Annotated in this window: 7 protein-coding genes; 1 reads left to right on the forward strand and 6 read right to left on the reverse strand. The window is 64.2% G+C overall.

Features of this window, described 5'->3' with window-relative positions; translation table 11 throughout:
* Nucleotides 1-4: 4 nt before the first annotated feature.
* The 6 genes from ACXJLH_RS21490 to ACXJLH_RS21515 all read right to left on the reverse strand — a co-directional run bounded on the left by ACXJLH_RS21490 (nt 5) and on the right by ACXJLH_RS21515 (nt 11,447).
* Nucleotides 5-2,686, reverse strand: a complete 2,682-nt coding sequence (locus ACXJLH_RS21490) for a TonB-dependent receptor (protein WP_457446125.1) — start codon at nt 2,684-2,686, stop codon at nt 5-7.
* Nucleotides 2,687-2,999: 313 nt separating this feature from the next.
* A complete protein-coding gene (locus ACXJLH_RS21495; RefSeq protein ID WP_457446127.1) occupies nt 3,000-4,310 on the reverse strand; it encodes a BNR repeat-containing protein in 1,311 nt (436 codons plus the stop codon).
* Between the two features lie 164 nt (nt 4,311-4,474).
* Nucleotides 4,475-7,351: a TonB-dependent receptor gene (locus ACXJLH_RS21500; protein WP_457446129.1), complete on the reverse strand. Its 2,877-nt coding sequence runs from the start codon at nt 7,349-7,351 to the stop codon at nt 4,475-4,477.
* Between the two features lie 462 nt (nt 7,352-7,813).
* Nucleotides 7,814-9,016, reverse strand: coding sequence for a DUF4861 family protein (locus ACXJLH_RS21505; protein WP_457446131.1), 1,203 nt, complete (start codon nt 9,014-9,016; stop codon nt 7,814-7,816).
* The gene (locus ACXJLH_RS21510; protein WP_457446133.1) at nt 9,016-10,287 is read right to left on the reverse strand and encodes a DUF2264 domain-containing protein; all 1,272 of its coding nucleotides are present in this window, start codon (nt 10,285-10,287) and stop codon (nt 9,016-9,018) included. Before ACXJLH_RS21510 ends, ACXJLH_RS21505 begins: the two co-directional genes overlap by 1 nt.
* A gap of 20 nt (nt 10,288-10,307) precedes the next feature.
* Nucleotides 10,308-11,447, reverse strand: coding sequence for a glycoside hydrolase family 88/105 protein (locus ACXJLH_RS21515; RefSeq protein WP_457446135.1), 1,140 nt, complete (start codon nt 11,445-11,447; stop codon nt 10,308-10,310).
* A gap of 213 nt (nt 11,448-11,660) precedes the next feature.
* Between ACXJLH_RS21515 and ACXJLH_RS21520 the strand changes: the two genes are divergently transcribed.
* The gene (locus ACXJLH_RS21520) at nt 11,661-12,680 is read left to right on the forward strand and encodes a LacI family DNA-binding transcriptional regulator (RefSeq protein ID WP_457355523.1); all 1,020 of its coding nucleotides are present in this window, start codon (nt 11,661-11,663) and stop codon (nt 12,678-12,680) included.
* Nucleotides 12,681-12,690: the final 10 nt, after the last annotated feature.

The following is a 12,690-nucleotide window of genomic DNA, read 5'->3' on the forward strand; positions in this document are numbered from 1 at the left end:
CTTGCTAGAACGCCACCCGCACGCCCACGTTGAAGCGGCGGCCGACGTCCTCCAAGGTCAGGAACTGCGACTCGTTGTTCGCGTATTCGTGCATGCGTTCGTTGTTCAGGTTGATCGCGTCGGCATACAGCGAAATCGTCGGCGTGACGTTGTAGCGCACGCTGGCATCGGCCTGCCCGTAGGCCGCGCGGGTGCGCGGCAGGGTGCTGCCGCCGCCACAGTCGACGGAGAAGTGGTTGCGCCAGTTGTAGCTCAGGCGCGCCTGGAAGCGGCTGTCCTCGTAGAACACGGAGCCGTTGTAGGACTGCTTGGACAGGCCCGGATAGCCACAGCTGGCGACGCCGCCTTCCCGCGTGGCGTTCGCGTCCACATAGGTGAAGTTGGCCGCCACGCCGAAGCCCTGCAGCAGCCCGTTGTTGGCGTCGAAGGCATATTGCCCGGCCAACTCCAGGCCCTTGATCTTGCCTTGCTGCCCGTTGCGGATGCGGGTGTCGTGCGCGATCTCGGGGAACTGCGGCAATTGGATGTCGACCAGCCGGGATTCGAGAAAGTCGGTGACCTTCTTCTGGAAGACCGCCGCGCTGACGTAGTTGGTCTTGGACAGATACCACTCCAGCGACGCGTCCAGGTTGGTCGAGCGCATCGGCTTGAGATAGGGGTTGCCGCCGCCGGTCTGCACGTCCCCAAAACGGCCACCGTACCAGTTGCTCACGCCCATCTGGTTCAGCGTCGGGCGCGTCAGTGTCTTGGAGGCCGCCAGGCGCAGCACGAGGTCGCGAGTCAGGTCGAGTTTGAGGTTGGCAGAGGGCAGCAGGTTGTTGTAGCTGTTCTCGACCGAGTTCACGCTGTCGGGGCCGTAGTTCAGGATGTAGGTCGTGTCGTTGGGGCTCTTGACGGCCGACAGCAGCACCCGGCTGATGCCGATCGACGTGGAGTTCACGTGCACATACCGCGCGCCCACGTTGCCCGACCAGCCGTCGCCCTCCCACTTGCTGTCCACGAACAGGCTGGACACCTTCTCCTTGACGGCCCACATCGACGGCCTGGTGTAGTCGATGGCCATCGGGCCGTTGGGGTACTTGGTCTTGTCGCCGTAGAGCGCCGGATCGTTGGACTGCGCGATCAGCGACGGCTGGTTCAGGTAGGCCATGTAGGCGTAGGGGTCGAACCTGAGGAAGGTCGACGGCATCGCGCCTTCCGCGCCCAGGATGTTGTCGAGCTTGCTCACCGTGAACAGCGAGGCCGGCAGCGACACGTGATAGCCGCTGAATGCGTTCCACGAATCGCTGTTCCATTGGGTACGGTCCACCTTGCGGCGCGAGGCCGCGAGGCCGAACTGCAGCCCCTTGAAGTAGCCGATCTCATGATCCCAGCCCAGGTTGACGCGGCCTTCCTTCAGGTCGTCGCCGTTGCGGATCTGGCCGTAGGCGACGGCGTGGGCACGCACGGCGGCGGGGTCGGAGAGGCTGTCGCCGAAGTGGATGGTGGGCGTGCCGTCAAAGGTCAGCGTGTCGCCGTTCTTGGGCACCATGCCGGCGACGATCCACATGTCGGGCGTCCCCGAGGTCGTGCGCGACGTGGACAGGTCGGCTTCCAGGTTCCACTCCGGCGCCAGCGCCCACTTGGCATTGCCGCCGAAGGCCTTGGTGGTCGACAAGCGGTCGCCGGCCTTGACGATCATGTCGTTGGAGTTCGCTTCGCCGAGCAGCTTGCCGGGGCCGGCAATCTCCGGGTTGTTGGCAAAGAACGTGGAGCCCGGCCGCAGGAAGCTGGTGATCTGGTTGTCGGCGTTGAACTTGACGCCGAGCTGGGTCGGGTTGTTCCAGTCGCTGACCGCGATCACGTCGTTCTTCTGGTCCAGGCGCGAGTACAACGCATCGGCCGTGAGCTTGAGCGCCGAGCTCGGGTTGAACTGGACGGTGCCCGCGGCCACCAGGCGCTTGCGGCGCTCGTTCTCCTCCTGGAACCCGAAGCTCTGCGGGATGTAGAGCTTCTTGACCGTCACGTCGGCCATCGTCAGGTTCTTGGAATTCAGGTCGCCGTTGATCAGCGTCACGTCCTTGTAGTTCCACGCGTCGTTGACGGCCTTGGTCTGCTTCGAGGCACGGTCGGTGTACGACAGGGAACCGCTGACGCCGAAGCTGCGGTCGTCGTTTGCGAACGAGTACATCGCGCTCGCGTTGGGCGTCTTCTTCTTGGAGTTCGAATCGTAGGACCCGGACAGATTCACCACCGCGCTGTGGCCCTTGCGGCCCAACAGCGGCCGCGCCGTTTGAATATCGACCGTGGAGCCGATGCCGCCCTCGGGAAGGAAGGGCTGGGCGGTCTTGTAAACCAGCGCCTTCGAGATGAGATCGGGCGACAGCAGGTCGAACGAGAACTCACGGCCGCCGGTATCGCTGGTCATGGTTCGGCCGTTGACGAGCACATTGTTGAATTCCGGCCCCAGCCCGCGCACGGAAATATACCGGCCCTCGCCGTTGTTGCGCTGGATCTGCACGCCGGTGACGCGCTGCAGCGATTCGGCGATATTCGTGTCGGGGAATTTACCGGCGTCTTCCGCGGACACCGCGTCGACGACGCCGTCCTGCATGCGCTTGGTCGCGACTGACGATTCCAGCGAGGCCCGGATACCAGTGACGACGACCCGTTCCAGGTCTGGCTTTGCCGTATCTTGCGCATGCACCGGGGATGCTAGCCAAAACTGGCTGATCAAACCGGCAATGACGGTTTTTGCGAAATTCTTTGACCGCATGGTTGTCTCCGTGAGGTGGGTATGTTTGGCAGGCGAAATAAAATGCGTTCGTCTGCCGATTTATTGATACCAATCATTACACCGCTCGCAGTGGATTACACCTGAACAGGTAATGTCGAAAGGCTAGCACCGTTGAATATTAAATTCTTATGCCGTTTCGCCTTCGCCCCATCCAAAGTTCATATAGCTGGCAATAAACATACAGTTACGGAGCGGTGCTGTAGGGCACGGGCTTTCTCGTCGCTCAGGGTTTCGGGCGCCACTGCAGCACTCGCACCTTGCTGGTCGACACGTTGGCGGTGCCCTCGCCGTCCATCTGCTGCACGGCCTGCAGGAACAGGTTCAATTCGCCTCGCTCGCGCCACAACTCCGTGTCGAAGCTGGGCTCCCAGGCGCCGGCGGAATCCGCCGTCAGGTTGTGCACGGTCCAACGCCGGGCACTGAAGTCGGCTATGCGGGTGACCGACACCCGACTGCCCCGCTCCTCGTCGCGAAACACCAGCAGCGCCGTGGGCTCACCACCTCCCAGGCTCACCATGATTTGTGGGCGTGACACGGGGATCGCCTTGGTCCCCACGCCGCTGAGCGAGAACGGCGTGCGCCGAAAGTCCAGCTCCAGTTCCCGCCAGGCACCACCGCGGCGGTAGACCACCTGGTACTGCGGCACCGTGCGGCCCGCGCGCCGCCAGTAGCTGGCGATGTAGGGGTTGCCGTCCTGGTCGGCCGACATCGAGGTCTGGTTAATCAGTTCGCTGTTCTGCGGGATGTGCGCGGCGACCTCGGCGCTGGACAGCGTGATGGGCAGCGCGCACGGCCGGCCGTCGGAGGTCTCCCAGCTGCGGCCACCGTCGCGCGAGCGGGCGTAGGCCAGGTCGTGGTTGCTGGCGACGTCCGGCGATTCGCGCCAGACCCAGGACAGATGCAGGGTGCCGCGGTGGTCGAGGAAGGCTTGCCAGTAGGCGTTGCGCTTGCCTTCCCCACTGATCAGGTTGCCGTGCAGCCGTGTCCACTTTTGCGTGGCGACGTCGTAGCGGTTGAGCACCAGGTTGCCCCGGCCGGAACCGCCGTCCCGGTAGAAGAACAGCAGATTGCCGTCCGGCTGGCGATGGAACTCGGGATAGGACACGGAGGCCTCGCCCTGCCCCGTCATCGGCATCTCGGCCGTCATTTCCAGCGCACCGGGCCGCAGGCTGCGCGCATAGCGCAGCGCACTGTTGTGGTGGTCCCAGGCGAGATGCAGAAAGCCCGCGCCATCGACCATGATGCTGATGCTGTTGTGGGCATCCAGCGCGTTGCCCTGGTACGGCGTGGTCCTCAGCTCCCAGGCGCCGCTGCCGAGCCGGCGCTTGCCCAGCACCACCCGGGCCTGCGGGTCGTAGAAGGCGATGTACTGCATGTCGCCGTGGGTGACGAGGGAGTTCTTGCGGAACACCACGGCGTTGACGGAGTTGCGCGCCCAACCCTCACCGACGTCGACCACACGCACATCGCCGGCGTGGATATCAGCGGCGCGCGGTGGTGGCGCGGCGCAGCTTACGGCACACGCCGCGGCCATGAGAACGGACAGCGCGTCGAACTTGCGGGCCGAGCGCCGGGCCGCTCCCAAGCCGGCCCGCCTGGGGCGATGTGCTTGCGGCTCAACGCCGCAAGCATCGCCGTCCCCACGGGGGACCGGTTGGGCACGCCCGCGTTCAGCGGCGCGAGACCGGACGAGGGGCATCAGAACCTGCCGCGCAGGCCGATCTTGAAGGTGCGACCGTCGTACTTCGCATAGTCCATGCGGGTCTTGTTGCCCAGGCCGTATTGGCCGGTGGCATCTTCGAAGTAGTCGTAGGCCAGCGTGTTGGACAGGTTCAACCCCTCCACGCGGATCTCCAGCGAGTCGTTGATCTTGTAGCTGACGTTGGCGTCCAGGTAGCCGCGGCCGGCGCGCCAGCGGATCAGGTCGTCGCCGTTGTTCTTCGGGTTGTCGCTGTGCAGCGAGCGGCCCTTGTAGTTGTAGGACGTGCGGAATGCGAACGGGCCGTTCTCGTAGTACAGCGTGGTGCTGTATGCGTACTTGGGCACGGAGTTCACGTCGATGACGCTGCCCCCATTGGTCGTCCACACCGCGCTGTTGAACGGGTTGATGTGCGTGTAGCTGGCCAGCGCGCCCAGGCCCTTGAAGGGGTCGGGCAGGAAGGTGAAGGCCTGCTGGTAGGCCAGCTCGAAGCCCTTGAGCGTCTGCTTGCCGGCGTTGCTGTAGGTCTTCAGCGTCATCGGCAGCTTGGGATCCACCTTGCCGTTGGCGTCCTGGAAGATGGCGCCCAGCGCCGTGTCAGGCAGGCCCAGCGCGCCGAAGGTGGTTTGCACGCTGTTGCTCGTGGTGGCGTCGGTCAGTTCCTTGCGGAACAGGGCCGCCGACAGCATGCTGCCCTTCTGGAAATACCACTCCAGGCTGGTGTCGAAGTTCTTGGATTTCTGCGGACGCAGGCTGGGATTGCCGGCCGTTGCGGTGTTGTCGAACGGGTTGGGAATGACCGTCTGCGCCGCGATGATGGACAGCGCCTGGCGGCTCAGCGTCTTGCCCCAGGAGGCACGCCAGGTCAGGTTGTCGGTCAGGTCCAGGGCCGAGCTGAAGGCCGGCAGCACGCTGGTGTAGGAGCCCTTCTCCTGGTTCGGTGCATACGTGAGGCTGGCACCCTGCTGCTTGAAGTTGTCGATCAGCGTCTCGGTGCGCGCGAAGCGCACGCCGGCGTTCAGGCGCAGTTCCCGGTCGAACACCTGGCCCCGGAAGTCGGACTGCACGAAAGCCGTGGACACGTTCTCCTGCGCTTTGAAGCTCTGCGCCGGCGTGAAGGTCGCCTCCGAATTGAGGGCCAGCGGGTCGAAGGTGGAGTAGGTGTAGGCGCGGGTGAAGGTACCCCAGGCGTGCGGCCAGCCGGCACCCATGTCGAGGTTGCCGATCGGCAGCACGGAGGTCATGCCCGATCGCAGGCCTGCCGTGCCCAGCGTGTTGAGCTTGGCGGTCGCGGCGGATGTGCCGTTGCGCTTGTTGATCTCCTTGGAGGTCTCGGAATAGGCCAGGCCGGCCTTCAGGTGGCCGGTCCAGTCGCCAGCGAGGGCGTAGTCCCAGTCAGCGACGACGCGGCCCTGGTTGCTCTTGTCTGTCTCACGGGTCCAGCCGGTACCGATGCCGAAACCCTGGAAGTTGGCGGGGTCGGTGTAGCTGGTCGGCGAGGACAGCGACGGGTAGACGTGGTCGCTGCCGTAGTCGATGGTGGAGTCGACGCCGAAGATCTGGCCGGACAGGGTGTCCTGGTAGCTCAGCGCCTTGCTGTTGTTGGTGCTCAGCTGGCCGGTCAGCACCAGTTTGTCGCTGACGCTCCAGCGGGCATTGGCGGCCACGTAGCCGAACTTGGTTTCGTCTTCGCTGTAGGTCRCTCCGCTGCTGTAGGACGTATTGCCGAAGGTGCCGGTCAGCAGGTTGGACGCGGGGTCGATCTTGACGTTCAGCGGAATGAAGCCGTTGTTGCCGCTCTGGCCCGCCGGCTTGGTGCGGTCGGTGGTACGGCTGTTGCGGATCAGCAGGCCGAAGTAGATCTCGTCGCGGGTGTTCTTCAGCTTGGAATAGAGCGTGTCCAGGCTGAAGTTCAGCGTCGGGGTCTTGAACTGCAGCGAGCCCACCAGGCCGTCGCGGGTCCGGTCATTGGCCGAACCGTAGAAGCGGTAGATGCGGGGCAGCAGTGCGTTGTCGACTTGGGCGCGGGTGTAGCTGCCGAGGTTGGCGCGCGGGCTGTCGTAGTCCAGCGCGAAGGCGAAGTTGCCCTTCACGGGACTCTGGCTGGCGCGGGCCGAGCTGTTGTAGCCACCGGTCGCCTCGAAGCCTGAGCGGTTGTTCACGGCGGCGGCGTGCGACACGCCAATCAGCGCGCCCCAGTCGCCCCAGGTGTTGGAGTACAGCGCGAAGCCCATCGGGTCCGTCTTGCCGGACGTGGTGTTGTACGACGCCGTCACGCCATAGCGGATGGTGCGCTTGGGGTTGTCGAAGGGGCGTGGCGTCTGCAGGTCCACCACGCCGCCCATGCCGCCTTCGTTCAGCTCCGCCAGCGGCGACTTGTAGAAGTCCACACGGCCGAACAGTTCGGACGCGAACACGTCATAGTTGAAACCCCGCACCGCCGAGCCGATGGTGGCCGTGGACACGGTGTTGACGAGCGCGCCATTCAGCGTGGTGACGGTGTACTCGGTCGGCAGGCCGCGGATGGAGATGCGCTGCCCCTCACCCGAACTCTCGTCACGGTTCAGGATGATGCCCGGCACGCGCTGCAGCGATTCGGCCACGTTGGCCTCGGGGAACTTGCCGATGTCCTCGGCGACGATGGAATCGCGCACGCCGATGGCCTGCTGCTTCAACGCCATCGACTTCTCAAGACTGGCGCGGAAACCGGTCACGACCACGGTCTCGAGTTTCTGGCCGTCGGGCTTGGCGGCGGCGTCTGCGGCGTCGGGCGCTTTTTCGGCCGCTTGGGCGGGCGCCGCAGCCTGAGCCGCGGCGTGGCCGTAGGCGGCGGCAAGCGCCATCGACACGGCCGAGCAAATCAGGGTTTGTTTCATGTCTCTCTCCATGCCTCAAGGGCTTTTGTCATCAATGTGACTACAAGTTGTTTTTATATCGGCGATGGCTGGATCAGCTTGCTCATCGCAGATTAATTTCGATAACAGCAATATGTGACAACGTTACCATGCGAGCCCCAAAAAAATAGGCTCATGAAACCCTCCAAGGCGCTTACAGCGCAGCATGTGATCACGCTTCCTCGACCCTCGGTTACGGTATGGTAACGTTGCCTCATCGATCTTGAAAGTTGCTTTGGTGCGACATTGCAGGATCATCACCAATGTTCTCGAAGACAGTCAGGGATGCTTGGCAATCTTGGTGACTATCAAACTAGGGGTGTCACGGCCTCGCTCCGTTCAGCTTAGTCTCCACGGCGCGAAAGGAGCTATGAATAAGGCGCCGCGAGATATACAAAATTTCAGAGTCAAAGCACATCGCAGGATGCCACCGGGAAAACATGGCTACTCCGCGCCGAATTCGACCCGGATCGGCGATGCGACGCGCTTGCGGTAGGCCTCCACATAGCCCTGCCAGGCTTGCGCCGTGGGGATCTCACCCGACCAGTCGACCGCGGCGCCAAGGTAGTAGCGCAGCGGCTGGCCGGTCTTGGCCTTGACGAGGATCAGTTCGTTGTCGGAATCGGCCGCGTAGCCGTCTGCACCCGGCAGCAGGATGGCGACACCAAAGTCACCCGCACTGCGCTGGCGCACCCATTGCATCAGCGTGTCCGGGGCACGGTAAGCAGCGACCGTCGGCGCCTGCTCGGGATAGGCCGGCTTCTTGTTGAGGCCCAGCGCGACCGTGAGCGTCTGCGGCGTGGCAGTGCTGAAAGTGCTTTCGACCGTGTCGAAAAGATGGCCCGCGTCGACGGTGAATCGCTTCACTTCGCTGACCGCCACACCGCCCGCGTCCCACTTGTCGTAGGTCAACTCGAAAACGGCACGGACGGGCCCGTTCGTGACGACGCGCCACGCCGAATAGTTGCGGCTGACGAACAGCCGGCTGCCATTCCAGATGCCCGTGCCGCCCGCGCCGCGGGTGCGGCCGACGGCGTACATGTCGAGCCCTTCGCCCTCGTCCTTGTGATAGTGGTCGTGGCCCTTGTTGTACCAACGGTCGACGATGAGATAGGACGGCCGCTTGAACCAGATGTCGACGCCGCTCGTGACGAGGACTTCCTTGTCGCTCCCGGGCGGCGCCGGCGCGGCCAGCGCCTGGCCGTAGGTGCGGTGGCCGATCCTGTCGTTCTCCCAGGCGAAGTCGTCGAGGCGCTCGGGGACATAGCGGGCGAATGCCCTGGCGGGAAACGGGGGCGCGACCGTCGTCGTCTTCTCGACGGTGAAGCGTGCGCTCTGCTCGTCAACGGCGAAGTCATGCTGGAAGATCAGCTCCCCGTAGGCGATGCCTTCGTTCTTCGGGTCTTTCGCCAACGGCGCCACGTTGGTGACCTGGTAGGGCAGCAGGTTGCCACCGGCATCGCGCACAGCGAGCTGATGCAGCAGCGCCCCGGGCAGGCGCCGTGCCACTTCGGACCAGGGGACCGCGATCGTCTCGGCCGGCCGCGCGGCCTTCAGATCGTGCCGGACAGTGACGACCAGGCGCTCCGCCGCGCTGGCGCCGAGCGCGTTCAAGGCCAGCCAAACGGCAAGGAACGCCCGCTTCATCAGTAGCCCACGGCGTAGTCTTTGGGAAAGCGGTTGCTGCTGAACGCCTTCTTCTGCGTCCAGTCCTGCGCCGGCGCCGTCCAGTAGGAGTCGGTCGCGGGCAGGCCCAGCGCGAGCAGGCCCGCCGCGGCGATGTACATGCTGCCGTTGTTGGAGTACCAGTCCCCCAGTTCGGGCTGATGGCCGCGAAAGCCGATGGTCAGGAAACCGTCCTTCGTGAAGTTTCCGGGGCCGTCCCAGATCGCCACGTGCGCGGCGTGCAAGGCCGAGCGCACCTGCCCCTCGGGCAACGATGCCGGCAGCTGCTTGCGCCAGGCCAGCAAGGCCAGCGGCTGGAACACCGCGGTGCGGTAGGTCAGCGAGCGGCCGATCGGCGGGTAGCTGCCCTGCGGGCCGACGAAGCGCTCCAGGTGCTCGCAATAGCGCTGCGCGCGCTTCGTGGCCTGCGCCAGCAGGTCCTCGGGCTTGGCGTTCCAGAACGGCCCCTTCCTGGCCACCAGCACCTCGAGGATCTCGAGCAGCATGGGGTACATGACGTAGGAGCAGTAGTAGTCGAAATGGAAGTCCTGGCCGTCCTTGATCCAGCCGTCGCCGACATACCACTCGTTGATCTTGCGGATGGCCCCGTTCATGCGCATCGGGTCGGATTCCTCGCCGATGGACAGCAGCCAGGCCTCGTTCATCGCCGCGAACAGCAGCCAGTTGATGTAGGGCACCTCGATGCGGCGCAGGTCCTTGATCTCGGCCACGATGCGGCCTTTCGTGGCCGTGTCCAGCGGCTCCCACAACACCTTGGGTGCGCGCATCAGCGCGTTGGTGAAATAGGCGGAATCCACCAGCGCCTGGCCATGTCCCTTCCAGGTCAGGTAGTCCGGGCTCTTGGGGTCGACCGCGTTGACGTAGCTCTGCAGCGCCTGTTGTTGCAGGCGCTGGCGCAGCTTGCCCTCGGCAGCGTCATCCGCCGGCAGCGCGAGCCACGGAGAGATGCCCGAAATCAAGCGACCGAAACATTCGAGGTAGGCGACGGAAGGGTCGCGGCCATCCCAGGTGGGGCTCAGTTCGAGCGCGAACTTCTTTTTCAGCTCGCCTTTGGACATCAGGCCCAGCACCGGCTCCGCCATCTGGCGCAGCAGGTTGAGCATGTAGGCACGCTCCTGCCCAGGCGCAGCGGCAGTTGAGGCAGTCGCCGCAGCTGCCGCCTCGCTGGTGGCCAACAGGGCCGGCACGGTCGGCCCCAAGGCCGCAGCGCGCATGAAATTTCGACGTTGCACTTTGTCTCCTGGCTGCGCCGTTATTTGTCGAGCAGACGGACCATTTCAGCCCCCGCCAGCAGGAAGGCGCCGACGCCGAAGTGCGACGTGGAATTCTGGTCTACCACCTGCCCCGGAATCGCGCGGTCGCCGATCGGCTGCACATACCCCAGCTTGCCGTCGGGCTGCAGGGCCACGGTCGTCAGGTAATGCCAGCCGCGCTGCGCCGCAGGCAGGTACCGGTCACGCGGCAGCAGGCCATTGTTGATGCCCCACAGCAGCCCGTAGGTGAAGAAGGCCGTCCCGCTGGTCTCGGGGCCCGGCGCATGGGCCGGGTCCATGAGGCTGCGCGTCCAGTAACCCTCGGGCTGCTGCAGCGGCAGCAGCGCCGCAGCCATGTCCTGAAGGCGCTGCACGTACTCACCGCGGTGCGGATCGTCCTGCGGCAATTCCGACAGGACCCTGGCAAGCGCCGCAAATGCCCACCCATCGCCGCGGGACCAGAAGTCCTTCTTGCCGTTGACGCTCTTGTGCTGCGGGAACACGTATCTCGCGTCCCGGTAATAGAGCTTCTCCTGCGCGTCGTACATGATGCTGTTGGCGTGGCTGTAATACTCGTACATCTTGTCGAGATACTGGCGATTGCCGGTAGCCTTGTACATCTTTGTCATGACCGGCATGGCCATATACAACCCATCCACCCACCACCAATAGTCCTTGTTGGGGGTGCTCATCTGATATTCCATCACCTCGCGGGCGCGAGCGATCTTGCGCGGGTCCTTGTCAAGCTGATAAAGGTCTGCGTAAACCTGAAAGCAGATCTGCCAATCACCGAACAGCACGTGATCCGGTGTTTCGCCGTAGGTGTATTTCCAGGTTGATTTATCGTTGGACCGCGCGCCCATCCATTGGTTGTACTCGGCCCAGGTTTCGGTATAGCGCCGATAACTTTCATTGCCGGTCACCCGGTAGGCTTCGATATTACCGGTGTGATAGGCAGCCACATTCCAGAATGGGCTGTCCTGAGCGGGTGCGCGCGCCTGCCAGTAGGAATTGGCCTTGTCGATCGCCGCAAGCACTTCGGTGCGGTTGCTGCCGTTTTGGGTGGGCGCACTCGCACACCCGCCCAGAGCAATGCCCAGCGTCAATAACAAGCCGCTCACGCAATTCTTCAGTTTCATCAGCATGGATCCGTTAAACGCACCGGAGCAATTCCGATGCGTCGGCTGGGTCGGCGCAGCCCGCCGGTTGGCTGCTGCGGCCATTGAATATGGTTACGTTAGCATATCAAGTCGAAATCACAAAGAAATTTGGATGCCCGGCACGCTTTGCCGGTCGCTGCAATGAATGTGGTATCGTCACCACATTGCGGTATTCCATCTCAGCGTTGACCTATGCCAAAACCCAGCAGGCTCAGTGAAGTAGCGAAGTTGGCCGGCGTCGCCCCCATCACCGCATCGCGTGCCATCCGCGGCACGGGCTACGTCTCTGAAGATGCACGCGCCCGCGTCATGGAAGCTGCGGCCAAGCTGAACTACTCGCCCGACATGGTGGCGCGACGCATGCGCGGCGAGAAAAGCCGGCTCATCGGCATCTTCGTGAACAACTTCGGCTCACTGGTGCTGCACGAGATCACCAAGGAGATCAGCAACGAAGCGCGTGCCCGCGGCTACGACATCCTGCTGTTCAACGCCGACCGTTTCGACGCCCCAGGCCGCGCAGACACGCGCGACATGCTGGCCAACCTGTGCGCCGGCCTGATCCTGCCCATGCCGAACGTCGAGGATGCCTATCTCGGCGACCTTGAACACCGCCAGTTACCCTGTGTGTTCGTCAACTTCGATGCGCGCGCCATGGGGCTGCCCGTCGTCGTGGTCGAAAACCGCAAGGGCGCCCGCACGGCAGTCGAGCATCTGCTGTCGCTGGGGCACCGTCGCATCGCGTTCATTGCCGGCTCCCACTACACGGGCCAAAGCACCGAGCGGCAGGCCGCCTATGTCGAAGCCCTGAACGAAGCCGGCATCGCCGCAGACCCGGCGCTGATCGTTCCGGGTCGTTTCGTCCAGACCGGCGGCTACGCGGCCACCGTGCAGCTGCTGGACCTGCCGGAGCCGCCCACCGCCATCTTCGCGGCCAACGACGAAATGGCGTTCGGCGCCATCGACGCCATCCACAGCAAAGGCCTGCGCGTCCCCGAAGACATCTCGGTCGTGGGTTTCGACGACATCGCCATCTCCAGCCACATCCACCCACCCCTGACGACGATGCGCCAGCCGCTGGTCGAACTCAGCGCCTGCGCGGTACGGGAACTCGTGGCGCTGATCGAGGGCCAGGGCATCGCAGCGAAGAAGATCGCCCTCCCGCTGGAACTGGTCGTCCGCAAATCGACCGGCCCCGTGGCGCAACGCGGCTGACATGAATCGC

The organism is Roseateles sp. P5_E4 (assembly GCF_054049255.1).

What these genes read in the sequence shown, in the direction of transcription:
- ACXJLH_RS21495 (WP_457446127.1), bottom strand. Translation starts at nt 4,310, where the DNA reads ATGGCCGCGGCGTGTGCCGTAAGCTGCGCCGCGCCACCACCGCGCGCC.
- ACXJLH_RS21520 (WP_457355523.1), top strand. Translation starts at nt 11,661, where the DNA reads ATGCCAAAACCCAGCAGGCTCAGTGAAGTAGCGAAGTTGGCCGGCGTC.
- ACXJLH_RS21515 (WP_457446135.1), bottom strand. Translation starts at nt 11,447, where the DNA reads ATGAAACTGAAGAATTGCGTGAGCGGCTTGTTATTGACGCTGGGCATT.
- ACXJLH_RS21505 (WP_457446131.1), bottom strand. Translation starts at nt 9,016, where the DNA reads ATGAAGCGGGCGTTCCTTGCCGTTTGGCTGGCCTTGAACGCGCTCGGC.